Origin of the sequence: Micromonospora sp. HK10 (genome assembly GCF_000982955.1) — a bacterium.
Taxonomy (GTDB): Bacteria; Actinomycetota; Actinomycetes; order Mycobacteriales; family Micromonosporaceae; genus Micromonospora.
Genome location: NZ_KQ058825.1, coordinates 1 through 24,589 on the forward strand (window position 1 = coordinate 1; position 24,589 = coordinate 24,589).

The window sequence follows — 24,589 nt, forward strand, 5'->3', positions numbered from 1 at the left end:
CCCGGCCGCCGCGGCGGCCGGGGCTCGGGTGGTGTCGGGACCGCTGGGCTCAGCGGCCCAGGACGCGGTCCAGGAAGTCCCGGTAACCGCGCACGGCCACCCGGAGCTGCTCGGTGTCCGTCGAGCCGGACTCCTGCCAGCCGCCCAGCCGGCTCTTCTGCTCGCGCAGCGCGGTGGCCAGCGCCTCCATCGCCTCGTCGACCAGGGCCTGGGCCTCGCCGACCGCGGCGCGCGGGTCGTCCACGAAGCGGAGCTGCACGTCCCGCCAACGGTCCCGGAAGCCCTGCGCGGCCTCCGGGGCGAAGAGCGTGGCGGCGTCGGTCGGCACCGGCCCCGGGGCGGGCCGCTCCGCGCCGGCCAGCGCGCCCGCGCCGGCCCCGGCGGTGCTGGCGTCCGGGTCGACCATCGCCGGCTCGGCGCTGCCGTACCCGGCGGCCCCGGCGGCCGCCTCGTCGTCGGTGACCGCGGCGTGCTCGGCGTCCCAACGGTCCCCGTCGTGCAGCCGGTCCCCGGCCGTGGGGTCGGCGCGCTCGTCGTCGAAGGCGTCGGTGCGTCCCGGCGCGCCGTCGCCCGGCGCCGCGGTGTCCTCGTCGCGCGGGTCCCGCTCGTCCACCGGCCGGCCGCTGGCCAGCGCGGAGGCGGCCACCGCGTCGCCCACCGTGGTCGCGCCCGCGAAGGACGTCGGCGCCGGCGCCGGGTCGTGGTACTCGGTCCGGTCGTCGGCGTCGGTCCCGATCCGGTCGTCGTCGGTCCGGTCGTCGTCGGTCCGGTCGTCCGCGTCGGTCGTCGCCGTCCGGTCGTCGACGTCGGCGGCAGCCTCCGCGTCGGCGCTCTCCCGGGCGTCGTACGCCCGGGTCTCGTCGGGCTCCGCGTCGTCGGCCACCCGGTCGTCGGCGACCGCCGGGTCGTCGAAGGTGCCCCGGTCGTCCAGGGCGTCCTCGGGCACGTCGGCGCGGGTGTCCGCGTCGGTCCGGTGCCCGTCGGCGTCACCCGGGGCCGGGACCGGCACCGGTGCGGACCGGACGGCCTCGGGGTGGTCGGGTGTGACCTGCTGCTCGTGCTGGCGCATGGTGGCGGCCTCCTCAGCGGCTCGGGACGTCGTGCTCGGGGTCGGAGTGGCGCGGCTCCGGCGGCCGGTGGCCGACGGGCTCCTCGCCGAGCAGGTCGGCGAAGAGGGCCCGGTAGTGCACGAGCGCCTGCCGGAGATCCTCGGTGCCGGCCTCACCGCGCTCGTTGCGCAGCCGGATCTCGTGGGCGTCGCGGTAGTGGGTGAGGGTGCGGGCGTGCTCGACGGAGAGGTGGGCGAGCTGCTCGGAGAAGTCGCCGGTGGGGTAGCCCCGCTCGGCGATCAACTGGCTGACCAGCTCGTCGGCCTCGCCGACGGTTTCGGCGGGGGAATCGACGAAGCGGACCTGGAGTTCCTCCCAGGCCGCGGCGTACCGGGCCCGGGACTCGGGGCTCAGCGGGGTGAGTTCCAGCTCGGCGTGCCGGCGCTCCCGCTCCCGCAGCTCCCGCTCGGCGGCGCTGCGGCTGTCCTGCTCCTCGACGGCCCGGTCGTACTCGGGGCCGAAGCGCTGGCGCAGCGCGCGCCGGCGGCTGGCGATCACGGCGACCGCGGCCAGCGCCGCGAGCACTAGAACGACGACGACTATGACGACTACCTGGGTGGACGACATGGCTCCTCCTTCGTCGCTGGTATTCCCTGCGGGCACTGATCGCCAATCCCGATCCGAGGCACTTTCCCGGGCGATTTCCCGTACCCGATCCGCCGGCGGCCACGCCGAAAGGTCTCAGGGGGGAACATCTCGGACGGTAGTGACGAGCGAGACGGCCGGTAGTGCTTCGGGCGGTGATTACGTATCCTGCCCAGGGCGCCCGAGGCGGGGCCCGGCGTCCTGGCCGGATCGCTCCCGGCCCCCGGGCCACGCCACCCCTGCGACACCCTCCGGGCGAGGTTGGATGAACACCCGTGACTGGCCGATCCGCGCCAAGCTGACCGCGCTGGTCATCGGTCCGGTGACCGCGCTGCTGGCGCTCTGGCTCTTCGCCACGACGCTGACCTTCGGGCCCGCCCTCGACCTGCTCGCCGCCCGCACCTACCTCTACGACCTGGGTCGCCCGGGCGAGGCGGCGGTCACCGAGCTGCAACGGGAGCGCCGCCTGTCGGTGGTCCAGCTCGCTGGTGACGCCGCCCTGCCGGCGCTGGCCGAGCAGCGGGCCCGCACCGACCGGGCGGTCGCCGAGCTGCGCCGCCGGGTCGACGGGGAGGCACTGCGGGACGCCGCCGACGGGCTGCTCGACACCCGGCTGGACCAGCTCGCCTCCGCGCTCGACGCGCTGCCCGCCGGGCGCGGCTTCATCGACGCCCGCAAGGTGGACCGGGCCGGCGCCATCGGCCTCTACAGCGGCATGATCAGCTCCGCCTTCCAGGCCTTCGCCGCCATGGCCAACTCGCCCGACACCCAGCTCAACCGGGAGGCCCTGGCGCTCACCGCGCTGGGGCGGGCCCGGGAGCTGCTCGGCCAGACCGACGCCCTGCTGGCCGGCGCGATCACCGCCGGCCGGTACGCCGAGGGCGAGCACGAGCAGCTGGTCCGCACCATCAACAACGGGCGGTTCCTGGCCGAGGACGCGGTGGCCGACCTGCCCGCCGGAGAACGCACGGAGTACCAGCGGCTCACCGAGGGCCCGGACTTCGTCCGGCTGCGCGCCCTCGAGGACCTGCTGATCCGCAGCCCCGAGCTGCCCGCCCGGTTCGACGTACCGGGCTGGGACGCCAGCCAGATCGGCGTCTGGCGGAGCATGCGGGACTTCGAGCTGCGCGGCGCCGACGGGCTGGCCGAGCGGTCCGTGCCGATGGCCGTGGGCATCCTGGTCCGGCTCGGCGCCGCCGGCGTGCTCGGCCTGCTCGCCATCGTGTGCTGCGTGCTGGTCGCGCTGCGGGTCGGTCGCTCACTGGCCCGCCGGCTCACCGGGGTACGCACCGCCGCCCTGGAGATGGCCGAGCACCGGCTGCCCGACGTGGTGGCCCGGCTGCGCCGCGGCGAGGAGGTGGACGTCGCCGCGGAGGCGCCCGAGCTGGACCACGGCGGCGACGAGATCGGCGAGGTGGGGCGGGCCTTCAACGAGATGCGCCGGACCGCCCTGCAGTCCGCCGTCGACGAGGTCACCCTGCGCCGGGGACTCAACGAGGTCTTCCTCAACATCGCCCGGCGCAGCCAGGGCCTGGTACACCGGCAGCTCGCGCTGCTGGACCGGCTGGAACGGCAGACCGAGGACCCGGACGAGCTGGCCGGCCTCTTCCAGGTCGACCACCTGGCCACCCGGCTCCGCCGGCACGCCGAGGACCTGGTCATCCTCGCCGGCGCGGCGCCCGGTCGGGGCTGGCGCAACCCGGTCGCCGCCGTCGACGTGGTCCGCGGCGCGATCTCCGAGGTCGAGTCGTACGACCGGGTGGACGTGGGCGAGGTGCAGCCCGCCGGGGTGCTCGGCCGGGCCGTCGGTGACGTCATCCACCTCCTCGCCGAGCTGGTCGAGAACGCCACCACCTTCTCGCCGCCGGCCAGCCGGATCGACGTCACCGGCCGGGCCACGCCCGACGGGTACGCCTTCGAGATCACCGACCACGGCCTGGGCATGTCGCCGCCGGCCCTGGCGACCGCCAACCGCAAGCTGTCCCGGTCGCCGGAGTTCGACCCGGCGGACAGCGCCCGGCTGGGTCACTTCGTGGTGGCCCGGCTCGCCGCCCGGCACGGCGTCCGGGTCGAGCTGCGGCCGGGCACGCCCGGCGGGGTGACCGCCGTGGTGCACCTGCCGGCCGACCTGATCACCGAAGAGCCGGCGCTGGGATCCACCGGTCCCGGCCCGCGGGGTGCGGTGCCCGACGGCCGGCGGATGGCGCGGGTGACCCGGCTGGGCGGGGGGCCCCGGACGCGACCCGGCCGTCCCGGGCGGGAGCGCGGCGACTCGGCGGTGGTGGCGCTGCCGGCGGCCCGTACCTCCTCCGGGGTCGAACCGGCCGCGGACGGCGACGGCCTGCCCCGCCGGATCCGCCGGCGCGGGACCGTCGCCCGCCCTCGGCCGACGCCCGCGGACGCCCCGTCGTCCCGTACCCCCGACGAGGCCCGCCAGGCCATGTCCGCCCTGCAGGCCGGGACCGCCCGGGGCCGCCGGGACGGCGCCCGGGCCGCCGAAGCGGCCGCCGGGACCGCCCCCTCCCCGCCGGAGCCGGTGCGGGCTCCGCAACCCCCGACCGCGACTGAGAGGGACGCCTAGTGGTGCACACGACGCGGCAGAACGCCGATCTCGACTGGCTGCTCGACGACCTGGTGGAGCGGGTACCGGCCGCCCGCCAGGCGGTGGTGCTCTCGGCGGACGGGCTGCTGCTCGGTGGTTCCGCCGAGCTGAGCCGCACCGACGCGGAGCATCTCTGCGCCCTGGCCTCCGGCTTCTCCAGCCTGGCCAAGGGCGCCACCCGGCACCTCGACGGCGGGGCGGTCCGCCAGACGGTGGTGGAGATGGACTCTGCGTACCTGTTCGTGACGGCGGCCGGGCAGGGCGCCTGCCTGGCCGTGGTCAGCGACGCCGACGCCGACATCGGGCTGGTGGCGTACGAGATGGCCATGCTGGTGATCCGGGTCGGCGAGAACCTCAGCGCACCGGCCCGTACGGCGTCCGGGGCCGGCGATGCGGGCTGAGTCGCCGGGCCCGCAGCACGAGTGGCTGGACGGCGCGGCCGGCCCGGTGGTCCGCCCGTACACGCTGACCGGCGGCCGGGTGCGGCCGCCGGTGGACGGCTTCGACCTGGTGGCGTTCGTGCTCGCCACGTCGGCCCGGGGCGGGACCGGCGGGCCCGGCCTGCAGCCGGAGCACCGGCGCCTGGTCGAGTTGGCCCGGCAACCTGTCGCGGTGGCCGACCTCGCCGCCGACCTCGACCTCGCCGTCGGCGTGGTCCGGGTGCTGCTCGGCGACCTGCTCGCCCGGGGGCTCGTCGCGGTGCACCAGCCGCCGCCCGCCGCGTATCTGCCCGACGACAACATCCTCAAGGCGGTGGTCAGTGGACTCCGTGCGCTTTGACCGGGACGCGGCCAGCCCGCAGGTCCCGCTGGCCCTCAAGATCCTCATTGCCGGTGGCTTCGGCGCCGGCAAGACGACGCTGGTGAGCGCGTTGAGCGAGGTCCGGCCGTTGCAGACCGAGGAGGTGCTGACCGGTGCCTCGATCGGCACCGACGACACCTCGGGGGTCGAGGAGAAGACCACCACCACGGTGGCGATGGACTTCGGCCGGATCACCATCAACGACGACCTCCAGGTCTACCTGTTCGGCACCCCCGGCCAGGACCGGTTCTGGTTTCTCTGGGACGAGCTGGCCTTCGGCGCCCTGGGCGCCGTGGTGCTGGCCGACACCCGCCGGCTGGCCGACTGCTTCCCCTCGATCGACTACTTCGAGCAACGCGGCATCCCGTTCGTGGTCGGGGTGAACTGTTTCGACGGGGCGCGGCGGTTCGGCCTGGAGGCGGTGCGTGACGCGCTGGACCTGGATCCGGAGGTGCCGCTGGTGCTCTGCGACGCCCGGGACCGGCAGTCCGGCAAGCTGGTGCTGATCTCCCTGGTCGAGCACGTCGCCCGGCAGCGGGGCGAGCCGGTGCCGGTGGGCTGACCGCGCCGGACGCGGGCGGACCGGCGGGAAAGCCGGCCAACCGGGCGGCTCGTCCGGATGCCTCTGGTTGGATCGACGCAGGGACGGCGGAAGGTGGGAGCGGTGACCGGAACGGGCGCGATCGTCCATATCGGCGGTTACACGGCGGAGGCCGGCGGGCGGGCCGAGGGCATCGTCGCGGCCCGCCGCGACCCGGTGACCGGCGCGCTGACTCCGCTCGGCACCGCGGCGGTCACCCCCGCGCCCTCGTTCCTGGTCCGGCACCCCACGCTGCCCGTCCTGTACGCGGTCAACGAGCTGGCCGACGGCCGGGTCAGCGCGTTCCGGGTCGCCGCGGACGGCGACCTCGCTCCGCTCGGCGTCCGCCCGACCGGTGGGGCCGAGCCCTGCCACCTTGCGGTCACGCCGGACGGCGGGCACCTCGTGGTGGCGAACTACGGTGGCGGCAGCCTGGCCGTCTTCCCGCTCGACGGCGACGGCGCGCCGGGGGAGCGCACCGACCTGGTCCGGCACGAGGGCCACGGGGCCGACCCGCGGCGGCAGGAGCGGGCGCACTGCCACATGGTCTCGCCCGGGCCGGCGGGCGGCCCGCTGCTCGCCGTGGACCTGGGCACCGACTCGGTCTACCGGTACGACCTCGACGCCGCCACCGGCCGGCTGGTGCCCCGGGCGCCCCGGTTGCGCACCCCGGCGGGCACCGGGCCGCGGCACCTGGCCCGGCATCCGGACGGGCGGCGCTGCTGGCTGGTCGGCGAGCTGGACGCCACGGTCACCGGGTACGACTTGACCGACGACGGCGCCCTGCACCAGCGGGTGCGGGTGGACGCCAGCGGGCGGACCGGCCACGTCCAGCCCTCGGAGGTGGCGGTGGATCCGCGGGGGCGCTTCCTCTACGTCGGCAACCGGGGGGTCGGCACGGTGGCGGTCTTCGCGCTGGCGGGTGCGGTGCCCGAGCTGGTCGCCGAGGTCGACACCGGCGGGGAGTGGCCGCGGCACTTCGCCCTCACCGGCGAGCACCTCTACGTGGCCGACGAGCGCGCCGACATGATCAGGATTTTCCGGGTGGACCCGGACACCGGGGTTCCGGAGCCGCTGGGTGAGCCGGTGCCGGTGCCGAGCCCGACCTGCGTGCTGCCGTGACGGACCGGCTCCGGACCGCTGTCCATCGTGGACTCCGGCCACGCCCGATGACTGACTGATCACTCAAAGTAGTTTTTTGCCGATCCACTATTGCTCCTGAGTAACTTTCGTCCGAACGGTTGTGGCAGTAACCCCACGAGATACGCAAGATGGTCACCGTGTCTGGCCGCCATCGCATGCGTTCAAGCCTCCGTGGAGCAGGTGCCGCCGCGGCGGCCACCGCGCTCGTCGTCGTCGTAGCCGGCTCCTGGTTCGGCTACCAGCAGCTGGCGGGCCCGTCCTGCTCCGGTCGGATCCAACTGTCGGTGGCGGCCGCGCCGGAGATCGCCCCGGCGATCAAGGGGGCCGCCGACCAGTGGGTCGCCGACGGCGCGGCGGTCGGCGGGACGTGCATCGCGGTGAACGTGATCTCCTCCGACGCGGTGGACGTGGCGGCCACCGTGGCCAGCAAGCACGGCGCCACGCTGGCCGGCGTCGGGCAGGCCAACGGCACGGCGGTGACCCCGGACGTCTGGGTGCCCGACTCCTCGACCTGGCTGCTGCGGCTCAAGAGCGGCGGCGCGACCGCCTTCGCCCCGGCGAACGGGGTGTCCATCGCGCGCAGCCCGGTGGTGGTCGCCATGCCGGAGCCGCTGGCGTCCCGGATCGGCTGGCCGGGCAAGAAGGTCACCTGGACCGACCTGCTGCGCCAGGTGACCACCGGCAAGCAGCCGCTGCGGGCGGGCATCGTCGAGCCGACCCAGGACGCCGCCGGGCTGTCCGGGCTGCTCTCGCTGACCGCCGCGGCGAGCGCCAGCGGTTCCGCCGGCTCACCGCAGGCCAAGGAGGCCATGGTGGCGGCGCTGCGGGCGCTGGCAACCAACCGCTCCTCGCTCCGGCAGGACCTGCTCGCCCGCTTCCCGCGCTCCTCCGATCCGACGTCCGTCATCAACGGGCTGGGCGCTGCGGCGCTGTCGGAGGAGGACGTGATCGCCTACAACAACACCAAGCCGCCGATCCCGCTGGCCGCGCTCTACCCCGAGCCGTCGCCGATGCCGCTGGACTACCCGTTCGCGGTGCTGCCGGGCATCGAGCCGGTCAAGGCGTCCGCGGCGCGGGTGCTCTTCGAGGTGCTCACCACCCAGAAGTTCAAGGACCGGCTGGCCGTGCAGGCGCTGCGCGCCCCGGACGGCAACTGGGGTGAGGGCTTCAAGGCGCCGCAGGGTGCCCCGAGCCCGGCCAACGGCGGCGCGAGCGCCGTCCCGCCGGTCGGCCAGGGCGGCGCGGCGGACCTCGACCCGATCGCCATCGCGAAGGCCACCACGACCTGGTCGGCGGCCACCCAGTCCGGCCGGATGCTCTGCGTCATCGACGTCTCCGGCTCGATGAAGAAGCCGGTGGCGACCGCCAACGGCGCCAGCCGGGAGCAGGTCACGGTGGCCGCCGCCACCGGCGGCCTGGACCTGTTCGACGACTCCTGGTCGATCGGCCTCTGGACCTTCTCCACCAACCTGCGCGGGTCGCAGGACTGGAACGAGGTGGTGGGGATCAGACCGCTGTCGAGCAACCGGGCGCCGATCCAGCGCGGACTGGCCTCGATCAAGCCCTCCAACGGCGACACCGGGCTCTACGACACCCTGCTGGCGGCCTACAAGGAGGTCCAGCGGGACTGGGAGCCGGGCAAGGTCAACTCGGTGGTGCTCTTCACCGACGGTCAGAACGACGACGACAACGGCATCAGCCGGGCCCAGCTCATCCAGCAGCTCAGGAAGATCAAGGACCCGGAGCAGCCGGTGCGGGCCATCGTCATCGGCATCGGCACCGAGGTCAACAAGGCCGAGTTGGACGCGATCGCGCACGAGGCCGACGGGGCGGCCTTCGTGGCCACCGACCCGACCAAGATCGGTGAGATCTTCCTCCAGGCGATCGCGCTGCGCCCCCAGGCGCCGCGCTGATCCGCCGGCTCGCGACAGGCGATCCGCCGTACCGGTGAACCGGTGCGGCGGAACGCTTTCCGGGCCGGAAAGTGACACAGCAACACGTCGGCATCAATCATCATCAATAATTATCGAGGCAGGATCTCGGTGCGCTCCGGGTCGGCGACCGTCCGTCGGCGTCGCCCGCCGCGGAGCCGTCCGGCGCGAGGTGGGGAGGAGGGCCGATGAGCACGGCCACGCTGCTGACCCCCGCCACCACCTCGGCGCGGCCCGGTGGCGGCGGCCCCGGCTCCGCAACCCGCGCCGCCGAACGGGCGTACCTCCGGACTCTCGTGGTGCTGGACACCGCCGTGCTGGCGGTGGCGATCCTCGTCGGGTACGTCGGCCGGTTCGGCGACGACCGGCCGAGCGGCTCGGAGATCCCGTACGTGCTGTTCGCGCCCGGGCTCCTGGTGGTCTGGTTGATCTCGCTGCGCGCGATGGGCTGCTACGACGACCGCGTGCTGGGCTACGGCGCGGACGAGTACCGGCGGGTCAGCTCGGCGAGCCTGCGGCTGGCCGGCGGCATCGCGATCACCGGGTACATCGCCGACGTGGGCGTCTCCCGGGGCTTCCTGGCCATCTCCTTCGTGGTGGGCACCCTCGGCCTGGAGGTGGCCCGGTTCGGTGCCCGCAAGCGGCTGCACCGGGCCCGGTACCGGGGCCGGGGCTGGTCCCGCAAGGTGCTGGTGGTCGGTGACACCGCCCACGTGCTGGAACTGGTGCACACCCTGCACCGCGAGCCGTACGCCGGCTACCGGGTGGTCGGCGCCTGCATCCCGGACGCGCTGCTCGCCCCGGTGCCGCAGCGGCTCGGCGACGTGCCGGTGGTCGGGTCGTTCCGCGGCATCCCGGAGGCGGCCACCGCCATCGGCGCGGACACCGTCGCGGTGACGGCGTCCGGTGAGCTGACCGCGACCCGGCTGCGTCGCCTCGGCTGGCAGCTGGAGGGCACCGGGGTCGACCTGGTCGTGGCGCCGGCGCTGACCGACGTCGCCGGCCCGCGGATCCACACCCGCCCGGTCGCCGGCCTGCCGCTGATCCACGTCGAGGCGCCCGAGTTCCGGGGTGCCCGGAAGCTGGTCAAGGGCTTCGTGGACCGGTCGGTGTCGCTGGTCGCGCTGCTCCTGCTACTGCCGGCGCTGCTGGTGATCGCGCTCGCCATCAAGCTGGACAGCCGCGGGCCGGTGCTGTTCCGGCAGGTCCGCGTCGGCCAGGGCGGCCGGGAGTTCGGCGTCTTCAAGTTCCGGACCATGGTGGTCAACGCCGACGCCCTGCTGGCCGAGCTGGCCGCGCGGAACGAGACCGACGGGCTGATGTTCAAGATGCGCGACGACCCGCGGGTGACCCGGGTCGGCCGGCTGCTGCGCAAATGGTCCCTGGACGAGCTGCCCCAGCTGGCCAACGTGCTGCTCGGCCAGATGAGCCTGGTCGGCCCCCGGCCGCCGCTGCCCTCCGAGGTGGCCCGCTACGACGGCGATGTCGCCCGCCGCCTCCTGGTCAAGCCCGGCATGACCGGCCTCTGGCAGGTCAGCGGCCGGTCCGACCTGAGCTGGGAGGACGGCATCCGGCTGGATCTCTACTACGTGGAGAACTGGTCGCTCGCCGCCGACCTGACCATCCTCTGGAAGACCTTCGGCGCGGTGCTGCGCAGCCGCGGCGCGTACTGAGCCGGCGGGCCGGTCAGGGCTGCGGGCCGAACCAGTCCAGGCAGACCACCACGGCGTCGTCGACCAGGTCACCGGTGACGAAGGCGCGCAGGTCACCGATGAGCGAGCGGACCGCGTCCAGCGGCTCCATCGGCCCGGTCCGGCGCAGGAACCGGTCCAGCGCGGTCTCGCCGTACCGGACCCGCTCGGCGGTCGCGTCGATCACCCCGTCGCTGACCACGAAGAGCCGATCGCCGGGACGGAGCAGGAACCGCTGCTCCTGGTAGTCCGTGCCGTCGAACATGCCGAGCGGGAACTGCTTCGTCAGCGCCTGCTCGGTCACCTCGGCGTCGCGCAGCCGCAGCAGGCGGGGCGACCCGGCGTCGACCACGGTCATCGTCCCGGTGGCGAGGTCCAGCTCCAGCAGCAGCGCGGAGAGGTGCTGCCCGCCCCGGTGCAGCGCGTAGACCGCCTGGTCCGCCAGGGCGGCCTGGTCGGCCAGGGCGAGCCGGGCCCGGCGGGCGTTGCGCAGCGCGTGGGTGGCCAGCGAGGTGAGCATCGACGCGGCCACCCCCTCCCCGGAGCCGTTGATCACCGAGAGCCAGAGCCGGGTGCCGTCGTCGGACCAGTCGAAGCCGTCGCCGCGCACCGCGTACGCCGGCTCGAGCTGCCCGGCGAGGCTGAACGAGGGCCGGATCCGGCTGCGGCCGGGCAGCAGCTCCCACTGCATCTCCGCGGCGAGCGTGAGCCGCCGGTCGCGCCGCGCGGTGAGGTAGATGTCGGTGGTGGCGGCCACCGCGGCCAGCTCGTGGCCCAGCGCGGTGGCGATCGCGTCCAGTTCGCGCAGGGCGTCCGGATCGCTCGGCACCGGCGAGACGTGCAGCACCCCGCGCCGCTCGCCGCGCATCCCCACCGGGAACCAGCCGGTGCCCGCCGCGACGACCGGCTCCTGGTGGTCGAAGCAGCGCCAGGCCGGGTGGCCCGGCCCGGAGACGGGCTCGCCCTCGCCGAGCGGCAGCAGTACGGCCAGCCGGTAGTCGACCTGGTAGAGCTCCGTCCGGGTGATGCCGTACGACCGTTCCAGCTCGGCGGCGAGCCGGTCGACGAGCAGATCCGTCGGGGCCTCGGTGAGAGTCCGCCGCGCCCGATCCTCCGGTCCGCTCATCTTTGCTCCTTTGCACAGGTCGTCGGCCTGGTGGGGCGGGTAGTCTCGGGCCCACCATGGCCGAAGAACGCGGTCCGTACGGACCTGATGCGAGTATGGCCGCCGCGCTGGACGAGGCGGCGGCCACCCTGCTGGCTGTCTGGGAGGCCGCCCGGGAGCGGACCACGAGCCGGCTCTCCGGCGCCCAGTTGCGCGCGGTCATGGTCGTGGAGCAGTACGACGGGATCAACCTGCGCCGCCTCGCCACGCTGACGGACATGCTGCTCTCCTCGGCCAGCCGGCTCTGCGACCGCCTGGTGGCGGCCGGGATGCTCGAGCGCGAGCCCGGCCGGTACGACCGGCGGGAGATCTCGCTGCACCTCACGCCGGCGGCGATCCGCCTCCTCAACGAGCTGCGAACCGACCGGCGGCAGCGGCTGGAGCGGATCCTGGCCGGGATGAGCGCGGAGGGCCGGGCCGCCCTGCTGCGCGGCATGCGGGAGTTCGACGAGGCCGCCCGGCGGGGCGAGGCCGCCGCCACGGAGGGGGTGGTGCTGCTCCAGCCGGCCGGCGAGCCGGTGGGGACCGCACCGGCCGGCACCGCGCCGGGCGAGCGGGGTCCGGCGCAGACCGGCGAGCCACCCGTGGCCCGCACCGCCTGACCGCGGCCCTGCCTGGGCCCGGCCGTCCGGGTCCGGGCTCCGTCGACCCAGCGGCCCACGTCCGGGCCCCGGTCGGCGGGCAGGTCAGGTCCGGGCAGGTCAGGTCCGGGCGGGTCAGGCCGGGGCGGGGTAACACGAGCCGGCCGGGCGGGTCAGGCCGGGGTCGGGGTCACCACGAGCCGGCCGGGCGGGTCAGACCCGGGTCGGGGTCACCACGAGCATGGCGATGTCGTCGTGGACCTGCTCGCCGAGCCAGCCGTCCACCAGCCGGAGCAGCCGGTCCACCAGCACGGCCGGCGGCTGGCCGGCGGCGGGGGCCAGCGCCGCCCGCAGCCGCGGCTCGCCGAACATCTCCAGCCCGCCCGGGCCGCCGCGGGCCTCGGTCACCCCGTCGGTGTACGCCACCAGCAGGTCGCCGGGCGCGAGCCGTACCTCGGCCGCGCCGAACCGGGCGGCGGCCAGCGCCCCGACCGGCATGCCGCCCACCCGCACCGGCTCGATCCCGCCGCCGGCGCGGACCACCAGCGGGTCGGGGTGGCCGCCGCCGGCCAGCCGGACCCGCAGCCCGCCGTCCGGCTCGCGGGTGAGGGCGCCCAGCAGCAGCGTGGTGAACTGGGCCCGCCGGGCCGCGCCCGGCGCGTCGAGCAGTGCCCGGTTGAGCAGGCTCAGCAGCTCCCGCGGCCGCGGCTCGACCAGGCGCAGCGTGCGCAGGGACTGGCGTACCCGGCCGGTCAGCACGGCCGCCCCGACCCCCTTGCCGCACACGTCGCCGAGGGCGAAGAGCGCGCCCGCCCCGGTGGGGAAGAGGTCGTAGAAGTCGCCGCCGATGCGCAGGCCGTCGCCGGCCGCCCGGTAGCCGCCGGCCAGCGTCATGCCCGCCACCGGTGGCAGGTCCGGCGGGAGGAGGCTGTGTTGCAGGACGCGGGCCAGGTGGGTCTGCTCGCCGAAGAGTTGGGCGGCGGCGAGCGCGGCGCCGGCCCGGGCGGCGAACTCCCGGGCCAGGGCCAGCTCCCGCTGGTCGAACCCGGGCCGGTCGGGGCGGCGGACCAGGATCAGCGCGCCGGCCGCGCCGCCGGCACCGCCCATCGGGCTGACCAGCACGGCGCCGGGCCGGCCGAAGCCGGCGGGCAGCACCGCGGTCAGCTCGGCCGCCCACCAGGGGACCGGTTCCGGTGCGGCACCGTCGAGGGCCTCGACCAGTCCCGGTACGGCGTCGAGCAGGGCCGGGTCGCCGACGCCGGTGGCCGGACCGGGGTCCCCGGCGGCGTACCGGATCCAGTGCGGGACCGGCCCGGCCGGGGGTGGCGGGCGGTGCACGACCAGCGCGGCGTCGGCCAGGTAGGGCACCGGCAGGGTGACGGCGGCCCGCAGCGCCTGGTCCCGGTCCAGGGAGAGGCCGAGCCGGCTGCCGGCCTGGGCCAGGAAGTCGGTGCGAGAGCGTTCGGCGAGCAGCGCCGCGGCCCGGGCCCGCTCCTCGGTGACGTCCCGCACGTACCAGGCGCTGCGCCCGCCGGACAGTTCACGCCGCAGCCCGTGCAGGTGCCGGCCGTGGTGCTCGGCGTCGAAGCTGTCGGCGCCCTCGCGGACCGCGTCGGCCAGGCCGGGCACCGCGCCGGCGGCCAGGTCGGCGCCGGGGCGCAGCTCCGGGAAGAAGGCGCCGGCGAGCGCGTTGACCAGGGTCACCCGGCCGTCGTGGTCGGTGGTGACGACCGCCTCGGCGAGGCCGTCCAGCAGCTCCCGGGCGAGGTGCGGGTCGGCCGGCAGCGTGCTCCCGGCCGCGTCGGACGGGGAGGTCCGGTCGCCGCCGTTGACCGGCCCGGCGAGGCCACCCCGGGGTGTCGTGGTCACCGCCGCTCGCGGCGCGCCCCGGCCGGCGGACCTGTACGCATGCTGTCGGTGCACCTCTCGGTTGCCGGGTCGGTTGCCTGCCGGCCAGCGTACCGAGGGGCGTCCCGGCGCCGCACCGAGCAAGCCTCAGGTCAGCCGGGACGGGCCAACCAGCCGACCGGTTGGTCGACGATGCGGCGGACCATCGAGGCGGCCCCGCCGACCGCGGCGGACTGGGCGCCGAGCGCCGCCGGGCGGACGGTGACCGGTGACCACGCGGCGGTGAGGACCCGCCGGGAGACCTCCGCGACCACCGGCGGGCGCAGCCAGGGGGCGAGCGGGGCGTATCCGCCGCCGAGCACCACGGTGTCCAGGTCCAGCAGGTTGACCACGCCCGCCACGGCCACCCCGAGGGCGGTGCCGGCGTCCGCCAGGGCGGCCAGGGTGGCCGGGTCGCCGGCCCCGGCCAGGTCCGCCAGCCGGGCCGCGGCGGTGTCGGCGGGCAGGTCGGCGCCGGCCAGCCCGGCGGCGGCCAGGATCGCCTCCTGGCCGGCGTACCGCTCCAGGCAGCCCTGGCCACCGCAGCGGCAGGGACGCCCGCGCGGGTCCACCGGGATGTGCCCGATCTCGCCGCTCCAGCCGCGGGCGCCCCGGTAGAGCGCCCCGTCGAGGACGATCCCGGCGCCGATGCCGATCTCCCCCGAGACGTGCAGGAAGCTGGCCGGTCCGGGTGGCCCGGCGTGCAGCTCGCCGAGGGCGGCCAGGTTCGCCTCGTTCTCCACCAGCAGCGGCGGGATCCCCGCCACCGGCTCGACCAGCGGCCGGTCGGCGAGCAGCGCGGGAACGTCCACGTCCCGCCAGCCCAGGTTGGGCGCGAGCCGCACCCGCCCGCCCTCGCCCACCAGGCCGGGCACCGCGAGCGCGGCGCCGGCCAGGGTCAGGCCGTCGCGTACCGCCGCCGCCCGGGCCTCGGCGGCGAGTGCGGCCAGCCGGGCCAGCGCGTCGGCGGGGGAGACCGGGCGCAGGTCGGCTCGGCGCACCAGGTGGTGGCGGACCGTGCCGGTCAGGTCGACCACGCAGGCGGCCAGGTAGTCGACGTTGATCTCCAACCCGAGCCCGGCCGGGCCGTCGGCGGCCAGCACCAGCCCGCGGGCCGGACGCCCGGCGCCGCTGCGGGGCGCCGGGTCCGCCTCGGCGACCAGCCGGCCGGCGATCAGGTCGTCGACGACGGCGGAGACGGTGGCCCGGGTCAGCCCGGTGGCGGCGGCGAGCTCGGCGCGCGAGGGCGGGCGATCGGCGGCCGCGATGCGCCGGAGCACCACCGCGAGGTTGAGCTCGCGGAGGCTGCCCTGCCGGACCGCCCCGGCGGTGCTCGTGCTGGTCACCCCTTGACACTGCCACACCGCAGTCATTTAATTCAACCGTTGAACAAATTGGCGACAACACCACCGGAGGTCCGCCATGGCACCCCGTCCCACCCCTGCCGACAAGTTCTCCTTCGGGCTCTGGACGGTCGGCTGGCCGGCCCGCGACCCGTTCGGCGACGCGACCCGGCCCGACCTGGACCCGGTCGAGGCCGTCCACAAGCTGGCCGAGCTCGGCGCCTACGGGATCACCTTCCACGACGACGACCTGGTCCCGTTCGGCGCCGACGCGGCCACCCGGGACCAGCACATCGCCCGGTTCCGCAAGGCCCTCGAAGAGACCGGCCTGGTGGTGCCGATGGTCACCACCAACCTCTTCACCCACCCCGTCTTCAAGGACGGCGGCTTCACCAGCAACGACCGTGACGTGCGCCGGTACGCGCTGCGCAAGGTGCTGCGCAACGTCGACCTCGCCGCCGAGCTGGGCGCCAAGACCTTCGTGATGTGGGGCGGCCGGGAGGGCGCCGAGTACGACCTGGCCAAGGACGTCCGCTCGGCCCTGGACCGCTACCGCGAGGCCGTGGACCTGCTCTGCCAGTACGTCGTCGACCAGGGCTACGACCTGCGCTTCGCCCTCGAGCCGAAGCCGAACGAGCCGCGCGGCGACATCCTGCTGCCCACCGTCGGGCACGCGCTCGCCTTCATCTCCACCCTGGCCCGCCCGGAGCTGGTCGGGCTGAACCCCGAGGTCGGGCACGAGCAGATGGCCGGGCTGAACTTCGCCCACGGCATCGCCCAGGCGCTCTGGCAGGGCAAGCTGTTCCACATCGACCTCAACGGCCAGCGCGGCATCAAGTACGACCAGGACCTGGTCTTCGGCCACGGTGACCTGCTCAACGCGTTCGCCCTGGTCGACCTGCTGGAGAACGGCGGCCCGAACGGCGGCCCCGCGTACGACGGGCCCCGGCACTTCGACTACAAGCCGTCCCGGACCGAGGACATGACCGGGGTGTGGGCCTCGGCGGCCGCGAACATGCAGACGTACCTGCTGCTCAAGGAGCGGGCCGCGGCGTTCCGGGCCGACCCGGAGGTGGTCGAGGCGCTGGCCGCCAGCAAGGTCGGCGAGCTGGCCACGCCGACCCTGGGCGACGGCGAGGGCTACGCCGAGCTGCTCGCCGACCGCGCCGCGTTCGAGGAGTTCGACCCGGCGGCCGCCGGGGCGAAGGGCTTCGGTTTCGTGCGGCTCAACCAGCTCGCCGTCGAGCACCTGCTCGGCGCGCGCTGAGGCCGGCCGCCATGCCGCTCGTCGCCGGGGTGGACTCGTCCACCCAGTCCTGCAAGGTGGTCGTCCGGGACGCGGAGACCGGCGCGTTGGTCCGGCAGGGCCGCGCGCCGCACCCCGACGGCACCGAGGTCGACCCGCACGCCTGGTGGGACGCGCTGCTGGCGGCCGTCGACCAGGCCGGCGGGCTGGCCGACGTGGCCGTCGTGGCGGTCGCCGGCCAGCAGCACGGCATGGTCTGCCTGGACGAGGCGGGCCAGGTGGTCCGGCCGGCGCTGCTCTGGAACGACACCCGGTCCGCCGACGCCGCCCGCGACCTGGTCGCCGAGGCCGGCGCCGGCGAGTCCGGCCGCCGGTTCTGGGCGGACGAGACCGGTTCCGTGCCGGTGGCCAGCTTCACCGCCACCAAGCTGCGCTGGCTGGCCCGGCACGAGCCGGCGAACGCCGACCGGGTGGCGGCGGTCTGCCTGCCGCACGACTGGCTCACCTGGCGGCTCGCCGGCGCGCCCGGACTGGACGCGCTGCGCACCGACCGGGGCGACGCCAGCGGCACCGGCTACTGGTCGCCCCGGACCGGCGGATACCGGCTGGACCTGCTGGAGCGGGCCCTCGGGCGGCGGGTGCGGGTGCCGGAGGTGCTCGGCCCGGCGGAGCCGGCCGGCCGGCTCGACCCGGCGGTGCTACCGGGATCCGACGGCGCGGCCGGACCCGTCCTGCTCGGGCCCGGCACCGGCGACAACGCCGCGGCCGCGCTCGGCGTGGGGGCCGGGCCGGGCGACGTGGTCGTCTCGATCGGCACCTCGGGCACCGTGTTCGCGGTGGCCGACACGCCCGCCGCCGACCCGACCGGCGCGGTGGCCGGTTTCGCCGACGCCACCGGCCGGTTCCTGCCGCTGGTCTGCACGCTCAACGCGGCCCGGGTGCTGGACGCCGCCGGGACCCTGCTCGGGGTCGGCCACGACGAGCTGAGCGAGCTGGCGCTGGCCGCCCCGCCCGGCGCGGACGGGCTGGTCATGGTGCCGTACCTGGAGGGGGAGCGGACCCCGGACCGGCCCACCGCCACCGGCGCCCTGCACGGCCTCACCCTGGGCACGTCGAGCCCGGCCCACCTGGCCCGGGCCGCCGTCGAGGGCATGCTCTGCGCGCTCGCCGACGGCCTCGACGCGCTGACCGCGCAGGGGGCCCGCGCGGACCGGATCATCCTGGTCGGTGGCGGGGCCCGCTCCGCGGCCGTACGCCGGATCGCGCCCCAGGTCTTCGGCCGCCCCGTGGTGGTCCCGCCGCCCGGCGAGTACGTCGCCGACGGGGCCGCCCGCCAGGCCGCCTGGGTCGCCCTCGGCGGCGCGACGCCGCCGTCGTGGACCCTCGCCGACACCGAGGAGTACGCGGCACAGCCGGTGCCCGCCATCCGGGAGCGCTACGCGCGGGCCCGGGACCTGGTCGTCGACCGGGTAGCGGGCTGAGTCGCACGCGCCGCCGGCGGTCGGCGTACCGCCGGCGGCGCCCCGCCCGGTTCCGCCGGGTCGGCTGGCGGCCGGCGGCCGATCCTGGTTGGGTGCCAGGCATGACCTTGGGCACCGAGCGCACCACCCGGGGCGGGGGAGCGGCCCACCGGCTCTACAGCGTGGTCGTGTTCGTGCTGCTGGCCTCCCTGGACAACGTGGCGATCGGCCTGGTTCCCCCGCTGTACGGGCCGATCTCCGGCGCGCTCGGCGTGCCGCAGCGGCTGCTCGGGCTGGTCACCGCGGTGAGTTTCCTGGTCAGCGCGGTCGCCGCGGTCGGCTGGGCGTACGTGGGTGACCGGACCAACCGCAAGCCGCTGCTCATGGTGGGCACGCTGATCTGGGCGGCCGGCACCGGGGGCAGCGCGCTGGCCCAGCACTACCCGACGTTCCTCGCCGCGCAGCTGGTCGCGGCGGTCGGGCTGGGCGCGGTCGGCTCGGTCGGCTTCTCGGTGGTCACCGACCTGATCTCGCCGCGCCGCCGGGGCCTGGTGATGAGTTTCTGGGGGCTGTCGCAGGGGGTGGGCACGCTGGCCGGCACGCTGGCCGGCGGCCTCCTCGGCGCGGTCGACTGGCGGCGCCCGTTCCTGGTGCTCACCGTGGTCGGGCTGGCCGCCACCGTGGCGTACCTGTTCACCTACGACATCCGGCGCGGGCAGAGCGAGCCGGAGCTGGCCGCGGCGCTCGACGCGGGCGGCGAGTACGACTACCGGATCAGCCGCGCCGACCTGCCCCGGATCCTGGCCCGGCGGACCAACCGCTGGCTGATCCTGCAGGGGCTGACCGCGCAGGCCGCGTTCGGTTCGCTGGTCTGGCTGCCGGTGCTGTTCAGCCAGCGGGCCGAGGCGCAGGGCTACTCGGCGGCCACCGCCGTGGTGGTCGGCAGCGTCTTCGCCACCCTGTTCCAGCTCGGCGGGGTGCTGTCGATCGTGGGTGGGCTGGCCGGCGACGCGCTGCAACGGCGTACCCCGAGCGGGCGGGCCCTGGTCGCGGCCGTGGGCATCCTCGCGGCCGTACCGTTCTACCTGGTCCTGTTCTTCGTGCCGATCCGGATCGACGTGCCGGACGGCGGCAGCTCCGGCGCGGTGATCGGCGCGGTGCTGCGCAGCGTGGTAACCGAGCCGACGGTCGGGCTGAGCCTGCTCGCGGCCGTGCTCGCCCTCGCGTTGACGTCGGCCAACTCGCCGAACTGGTTCGCGCTGATCGCGGACGTCAACCCGCCGGAGCACCGGGGCACCGTCTACAGCCTCGGCAACCTGGTCAACGGGGTGGGCCGGGCGGCCGGCAACGGGCTGGTCGGGGTGGCCTTCGCCGGGCTGCGGGCGGCCTTCCCGCCGCCGCTGAACTACGCCGTCGGGCTGGCCGCGTTCCAGCTCTTCTTCATCCCCACCGGCGTCATGTACTGGCGGGCCGCGCGCACCTCGCCGGGGGACATCGAGGCCGTCCACGACCTGCTGCACGCCCGCGCCGACCGCCTGTGAGCACGGGATCCCCGGTCCACGTCACGCGGCGCGGACCGGGGACCCGCCGCACACCTCAGCCGCGGTACCACACGGTGACGTCGGTGCCGACGGCGTCGCCGTCCAGCGGGGCGCTGGCGGCCAGCACCTCGGCGCCGGCCGGCAGCGGCACCGGCGCCGCGCCGAAGTTGGTCAGCACGGTGAGCCCCCGGTTGGTGAAGGTGAGCACCTCGTCGCCGGAGGAGAGCCAGCGCAGCGGCCCGCGCCCGAGGCCGTGCTCGCGCCGCAGCCGCAGCGCCGTCCGGTACAGCTCGTAGGTCGAGCCGGGCACGCCCTGCTGCCGGTCGAGCGCGTACTCGGCCCAGCTCGGGGGCTGGGGGAGCCAGCTCGCGTCGGTCGGTCCGAAACCGTACGACGGCGCGTCGGCCTCCCACGGGATCGGCACCCGGCAGCCGTCCCGGCCGCGCTGGGTGTGCAGGCTGCGCTCCCAGGTCGGGTCCTGCCGGGCCTCGTCGGGGAGCGTGGTGTGCTCCGGCAGCCCCAGCTCCTCACCCTGGTAGAGGTAGGCCGAGCCGGGCAGGGCCAGCATCAGCAGGCTGGCCGCCCGGGCCCGGCGCAGGCCGAGCGCGGCGTCCGGCTGCGGGTCGCCGATGCCGATGCCGTTCGGCCGGCCACCGCTGACCGGCAGGCCGAGCCGGGACGCGTGCCGGACCACGTCGTGGTTGGAGAGCACCCAGGTGGTCGGCGCGCCGACCGAGTCGGTGGCCTCCAGCGAGCGGGTGATCACCGCGTACTGGGCCGGGGCGGTCCAGGAGGCGAGCAGGTACTCGAAGTTGAACGCCTGGTGCATCTCGTCGGGGCGGACGTAGCGGGCCAGCCGCTCGGCCGGTTCGACCCAGGCCTCGGCGACCAGGACCCGCTCGCCGGCGTAGCCGTCGAGCAGCCGGCGCCACTCCCGGTAGATCTCGTGCACGCCGTCCTGGTCCCACATCGGCGGGCGGGGCTGGTCGACCTCCTGGCCGGAGAGGATCTCCTGCGGCTCCTGCCAGTCGGCCAGGTCGGCCTGCTTGATCAGGCCGTGCGCCACGTCCACCCGGAAGCCGTCCACCCCGCGGTCCAGCCAGAACCGGAGGATGTCCAGGAACTCGGCGCGCACCTCCGGGTTGTCCCAGTTCAGGTCCGGCTGGCCGGAGTCGAACAGGTGCAGGTACCACTGCCCGTCCGGCAGCCGGGTCCAGGCCGGGCCGCCGAAGACGCTCTGCCAGTCGTTGGGCGGCTGCGCGCCCTGCGGGCCCCGGCCGTCCCGGAACACGTACCGCTGCCGCTCGGCGCTGCCGGGGGCGGCGGCGAGCGCGGCCTCGAACCAGCGGTGCCGGGACGAGGTGTGGTTGGGCACCAGGTCGACGATGACCCGCAGCCCGCGCGCCTTCGCCTCGGCGATCATCTTGTCGGCGTCGGCCAGGGTGCCGAAGAGCGGGTCGACGTCCCGGTAGTCGGCCACGTCGTACCCGGCGTCGGCCTGCGGTGACGGGTAGAACGGTGACAGCCACACCGCGTCGACGCCCAGCTCGGCGAGGTGACCGAGGCGGGCCGTGATGCCGGGGAGGTCACCGATGCCGTCGCCGTCGGAGTCGGCGAACGAACGCGGGTAGATCTGGTAGATGACGGCCTCGGTCCACCAGCCGGTGGCCGGTTCCTGTTGCCTCGCGTCGGTGTTCAGAGCGTTCTCCCTGTGTCGTGCGGTGACCGTTCGGTCGTTTTCGGCCGCCGCGCGGGCGGCCGGATCCTTCAGTGTGCCCGGGGCGGCGCGGTCGATTCGCGCACCACCAGCCGGGTGGGCAGGATCACCGGTGGCGTCGGCGGGTCGTCGGGGGCCGCGGCGCCGCGCGGCGCGGGCACCAGCCCCGGGTACGGCTCGGCGGCGCCGACGCCGAGCGGATCGAGCAGGATCCGGGCGGCGAGCAGCCCCTGCTCGGCCGCCGGCTGGGCGATGGTGGTCAGCCCGAGCGCCGCCGCCACGTCGTGGTCGTCGACGCCGATCACGCTGACGTCCTGCGGCACCCGCAGCCCGGCGTCGCGCAACGCGGTCATCGCGCCCATCGCCATCTCGTCGCAGGCGGCGAAGATCGCGGTCGGCGGCTCGCCCCGGGCCAGCAGTTCGGCGGTGGCCCGGCTGCCGCCGTCGATGGTGAACTGCGACTCGACGTCGAGGGTCGGGTCGGGCCGGATGCCGGCGGCGCGCAGCTCCGCCTGGTAGCCCCGCCGGCGGTCCAGGTGGGTGGTGAAGGCCAGCTCGTCGTCCGGGTCGCCGGAGATGTGCGCGATCCGGGTGTGGCCGAGGTCGAGCAGGTGCCGGGTGGCGGTCCGGGCGGCCGCCACGTCGTCGATGCGGACGCAGGGCCAGCCGGGCACCCCGCTGCCGGAGCTGACGGTCACCCCCGGCAGCTCCAGCTTGGTGAGCGCGGTCACGTCGGCGGGGCGCAGCGGGGTGGCCACCAGCACGATGGCGTCGACCCGCTTGTGCAGGCTGGCGGTGCGCAGCACCCGGCGCCGGGTCTGCTCCCGGCCGCCCAGGTTGTAGAGCAGCAGGTCGTAGCCGTTCTCGTGGAGGTGGGCCTCGACCGCCTCCACCACGGTGGCGAAGAACCAGCGGGTGATCCGGGGCACCACCACGGCGACGGTGCCGGTCTTCCCCCCGGCCAGCCGGGAGGCGCTCGGCGAGACCGCGTACTGGAGCTGCTCGGCCGCGGCCAGCACCCGGTGCCGGGTGGCCGCCGAGACCGTCGGGAGGCCCCGGAGCGCCCGGGAGACCGTGGCCGTGGAGACCCCGGCCAGCCGGGCGACGTCGTCAATCTTGGTCATCGGTGTTCCCGCCTCCGGCCCGCGACCGCCGCCGCCGGAGGCCGGCGGCGGCGTCGCGGATCAACCCTTGACGCTGCCGGCGAGCAGACCTCGCACGAAGAAGCGCTGGAGGGACAGGAACACGATCAGCGGTACGACGATCGACACGAACGCGCCGGCGGTCAGCCGCTGCCACTCGTTGCCCCGGGTGCCGGCCAGCTCCGCCAGCCGCACGGTGAGCGGGGCGGTCTCGTTGCCGCCGCCCGCGAAGATGAGCGCGACCAGCAGGTCGTTCCAGACCCAGAGGAACTGGAAGATGCCGAACGCCGCCAGCGCGGGCGTGATCAGCGGCAGCACGATGGTGCGGAAGATCTTCGGGTGGGTGGCCCCGTCGACCCGGGCCGCCTCCATCAGGTCGCCGGGCAGCTGCGAGATGAAGTTGTGCAGCAGGAACACGGCGAACGGCAGCGCGAAGCAGGTGTGCGCGAACCACACCTGGGCGAACTTCTGCTCGTCGACCAGGTCCCAGGCCGGGAGGATCTGCACGCCGGCGACGGTGACGCCGGTGGAGAAGAACCGCAGCAGCGGCACCAGGGCCATCTGCAGCGGCACGATCTGCAGCGCGAAGATCCCGATGTAGACCCAGTCCCGCCCCTTGAAGTTCATCCACGCCAGCGCGTACGCCGCGAGCGACGCGAACGCGAGCGGGAAGAGCACCGAGGGGATGGTGATCGCCAGCGAGTTGATGAAGTAGCTGGCCAGCTGACCGGACGAGCCGGTGCTGAACAGCACCTCCTGGTAGTTCTCCAGGGTGACCTGCGGGTTGCTGAAGAACGTCCACCACCCGGTGGTCTTGATCTCGTTCTCCGGCCGGAGCGAGGAGATGAACAGGCCGAAGGTCGGGATCGTCCAGAGCACCGCGATGACGATCGACACGAGCGTGGCGGTGCGGCTGTTCAGGCGCTTGCGGACCCGGCCGGCCCGGGTGACCGGTTCGGTGGCCTGGGCGCCGACTCCGACGGTGGGCGTGGCGGTGGTCATCTCAGCCCTCCCGCTGCTTGCGCAGGTTGCGGATCTGGTAGATCACGATCGGGATCACCAGGACGAACAGGAACACCGCCAGGGCCGAGCCCTGCCCGTTCTCCTGGTAGCGGAACGCCTGGTTGTACATCTCGGTCGCGATGACGTTCGTGTCGTAGTTGCCGTTGGTGGCGGTCCGGACGATGTCGAAGACCTTGAGCGTGGCGATGGAGAGCGTGACCACCACGACGACCAGCGCCGGCCGGATGCTCGGCATGGTGATCTGCCAGAACATCTGCCACGGGCTGACCCCGTCCAGGCGGGCCGCCTCGACGATGTCGGCCGGGATGGCCTTGATCGCGGCGGAGAGCACCACCATCGCGAAACCGGCCTGGATCCAGACCATGATCACAATGAGCAGGAACGTGTTGAGCGGCGATTCGAGCAGCCACTGCTTCGGTTCGCCGCCGAGACTCACCACGATCTGGTTGAGCAGGCCGATCTGGTCGCCCTCGCCCCGGTAGGCGTAGACGAACCGCCAGATGATGGAGGCGCCGACGAACGAGATCGCCATCGGCAGGAAGATCAGGGACTTGGCGACCGCCTCGAACCGGGCCTTGTCCACCAGGACCGCGTAGATCAGGCCGAACCCGGTGGCCACCAGCGGCACCAGGATCACCCAGATCAGCGTGTTGATCAGGACCCGGACGATCGAGTCCTCGGAGAACATCCATTCGTAGTTCTGCAGGCCCACCCAGTTGGTGCTGCTGGAATCCATGAAGGAGAGCAGCGTGGTGCGGATGGCCGGGACCACCAGCCCGATGGCCAGCAACAGCAGCGTCGGCAGCAGGAAGAAGAACGCGAACGCGCCCTCGCGCTGCTTGCGCCGGCGGGGCAGGGCCACGCCGCCGCCCACCGAGGCGGCGACCAGCTGTGCCTCCCGGCGCCGGGCGAACCAGCTCGGCACCACGTCGAGGAGCAGGAGCAGTCCGCCCACCACCGCGACGAAAGCGATCAGCCCGTACATCAGCATGAGGAACTTCGGCTGTTCCGCCGCGAAGTCGAACTCCATCAACCCTCCTTC

The 24,589-nt window shown here is 74.9% G+C and carries 20 protein-coding genes; 11 read left to right on the top strand and 9 right to left on the bottom strand.

The features are described from left to right. Positions 1–49: 49 nt before the first annotated feature. Entirely contained in the window at positions 50–1,069 is a 1,020-nt protein-coding gene (locus tag LQ51_RS14605) for a hypothetical protein (protein WP_046566129.1), read from the bottom strand. 13 nt (positions 1,070–1,082) lie between these two features. After that, positions 1,083–1,676 carry a hypothetical protein gene (locus LQ51_RS14610; RefSeq protein ID WP_046566130.1) on the bottom strand — a complete coding sequence of 198 codons (594 nt, stop codon included), beginning with the start codon at positions 1,674–1,676 and terminating at the stop codon, positions 1,083–1,085. Between the two features lie 283 nt (positions 1,677–1,959). Here LQ51_RS14610 and LQ51_RS14615 point away from each other — a divergent pair, with 283 nt between their 5' ends. The 7 genes from LQ51_RS14615 (at position 1,960) to LQ51_RS14645 (ending at position 10,424) form a co-directional block, all read left to right on the top strand. Further along, complete coding sequence (locus LQ51_RS14615) at positions 1,960–4,275, top strand: sensor histidine kinase (protein WP_046566131.1); 2,316 nt, start codon at positions 1,960–1,962, stop codon at positions 4,273–4,275. Continuing rightward, positions 4,275–4,697, top strand: a complete 423-nt coding sequence (locus LQ51_RS14620) for a roadblock/LC7 domain-containing protein (RefSeq protein ID WP_046566132.1) — start codon at positions 4,275–4,277, stop codon at positions 4,695–4,697. The genes LQ51_RS14615 and LQ51_RS14620 overlap by 1 nt, the downstream gene beginning before the upstream one ends. Next, positions 4,687–5,076 (top strand): DUF742 domain-containing protein, encoded by a 390-nt coding sequence (locus LQ51_RS14625; protein WP_046566133.1) that lies wholly within the window; start codon positions 4,687–4,689, stop codon positions 5,074–5,076. The genes LQ51_RS14620 and LQ51_RS14625 overlap by 11 nt, the downstream gene beginning before the upstream one ends. Further along, positions 5,057–5,659, top strand: a complete 603-nt coding sequence (locus LQ51_RS14630; RefSeq protein WP_046566134.1) for a GTP-binding protein — start codon at positions 5,057–5,059, stop codon at positions 5,657–5,659. The genes LQ51_RS14625 and LQ51_RS14630 overlap by 20 nt, the downstream gene beginning before the upstream one ends. Before the next feature lie 102 nt (positions 5,660–5,761). Further along, positions 5,762–6,799, top strand: a complete 1,038-nt coding sequence (locus LQ51_RS14635) for a lactonase family protein (protein WP_046566136.1) — start codon at positions 5,762–5,764, stop codon at positions 6,797–6,799. A gap of 176 nt (positions 6,800–6,975) precedes the next feature. Then, positions 6,976–8,733, top strand: coding sequence for a VWA domain-containing protein (locus LQ51_RS14640; protein WP_046566138.1), 1,758 nt, complete (start codon positions 6,976–6,978; stop codon positions 8,731–8,733). Positions 8,734–8,939: 206 nt separating this feature from the next. After that, a complete protein-coding gene (locus tag LQ51_RS14645) occupies positions 8,940–10,424 on the top strand; it encodes a sugar transferase (RefSeq protein WP_046566140.1) in 1,485 nt (494 codons plus the stop codon). A gap of 13 nt (positions 10,425–10,437) precedes the next feature. Here the strand turns inward: LQ51_RS14645 and LQ51_RS14650 are convergent, their stop codons facing one another. Next, the gene (locus LQ51_RS14650; RefSeq protein ID WP_046566142.1) at positions 10,438–11,568 is read right to left on the bottom strand and encodes a PP2C family protein-serine/threonine phosphatase; all 1,131 of its coding nucleotides are present in this window, start codon (positions 11,566–11,568) and stop codon (positions 10,438–10,440) included. Between the two features lie 95 nt (positions 11,569–11,663). On the opposite strand from LQ51_RS14650, the gene LQ51_RS14655 reads away from it, so the two are divergent. After that, positions 11,664–12,209 (top strand): MarR family winged helix-turn-helix transcriptional regulator, encoded by a 546-nt coding sequence (locus tag LQ51_RS14655; protein WP_046566143.1) that lies wholly within the window; start codon positions 11,664–11,666, stop codon positions 12,207–12,209. Positions 12,210–12,401: 192 nt separating this feature from the next. Here LQ51_RS14655 and LQ51_RS34375 read toward each other — a convergent pair whose 3' ends face one another. Together LQ51_RS34375 and LQ51_RS14665 are read right to left on the bottom strand one after the other, a co-directional pair. Beyond that, entirely contained in the window at positions 12,402–14,057 is a 1,656-nt protein-coding gene (locus LQ51_RS34375) for a PP2C family protein-serine/threonine phosphatase (RefSeq protein ID WP_082159424.1), read from the bottom strand. Between the two features lie 131 nt (positions 14,058–14,188). Then, complete coding sequence (locus tag LQ51_RS14665) at positions 14,189–15,448, bottom strand: ROK family transcriptional regulator (RefSeq protein ID WP_046566144.1); 1,260 nt, start codon at positions 15,446–15,448, stop codon at positions 14,189–14,191. Positions 15,449–15,497: 49 nt separating this feature from the next. Between LQ51_RS14665 and xylA the strand changes: the two genes are divergently transcribed. From xylA to LQ51_RS14680, 3 genes are all read left to right on the top strand, one after another. Further along, positions 15,498–16,685, top strand: a complete 1,188-nt coding sequence (gene xylA / locus LQ51_RS14670; protein ID WP_046566145.1) for a xylose isomerase — start codon at positions 15,498–15,500, stop codon at positions 16,683–16,685. 11 nt (positions 16,686–16,696) lie between these two features. After that, entirely contained in the window at positions 16,697–18,145 is a 1,449-nt protein-coding gene (xylB, locus tag LQ51_RS14675) for a xylulokinase (protein WP_046566146.1), read from the top strand. Between the two features lie 101 nt (positions 18,146–18,246). Beyond that, positions 18,247–19,665 carry an MFS transporter gene (locus LQ51_RS14680; protein WP_046566147.1) on the top strand — a complete coding sequence of 473 codons (1,419 nt, stop codon included), beginning with the start codon at positions 18,247–18,249 and terminating at the stop codon, positions 19,663–19,665. Between the two features lie 55 nt (positions 19,666–19,720). On the opposite strand, the gene LQ51_RS14685 is transcribed toward LQ51_RS14680, so the two are convergent. The 4 genes from LQ51_RS14685 to LQ51_RS14700 all read right to left on the bottom strand — a co-directional run bounded on the left by LQ51_RS14685 (position 19,721) and on the right by LQ51_RS14700 (position 24,577). Further along, a complete protein-coding gene (locus LQ51_RS14685) occupies positions 19,721–21,364 on the bottom strand; it encodes a glycoside hydrolase family 13 protein (protein ID WP_046566148.1) in 1,644 nt (547 codons plus the stop codon). A gap of 68 nt (positions 21,365–21,432) precedes the next feature. Then, complete coding sequence (locus tag LQ51_RS14690; protein WP_046566150.1) at positions 21,433–22,506, bottom strand: LacI family DNA-binding transcriptional regulator; 1,074 nt, start codon at positions 22,504–22,506, stop codon at positions 21,433–21,435. Between the two features lie 60 nt (positions 22,507–22,566). Further along, positions 22,567–23,526: a carbohydrate ABC transporter permease gene (locus tag LQ51_RS14695; protein WP_046566151.1), complete on the bottom strand. Its 960-nt coding sequence runs from the start codon at positions 23,524–23,526 to the stop codon at positions 22,567–22,569. 1 nt (position 23,527) lies between these two features. Beyond that, complete coding sequence (locus LQ51_RS14700) at positions 23,528–24,577, bottom strand: carbohydrate ABC transporter permease (RefSeq protein WP_046566152.1); 1,050 nt, start codon at positions 24,575–24,577, stop codon at positions 23,528–23,530. Positions 24,578–24,589 lie beyond the last annotated feature (12 nt).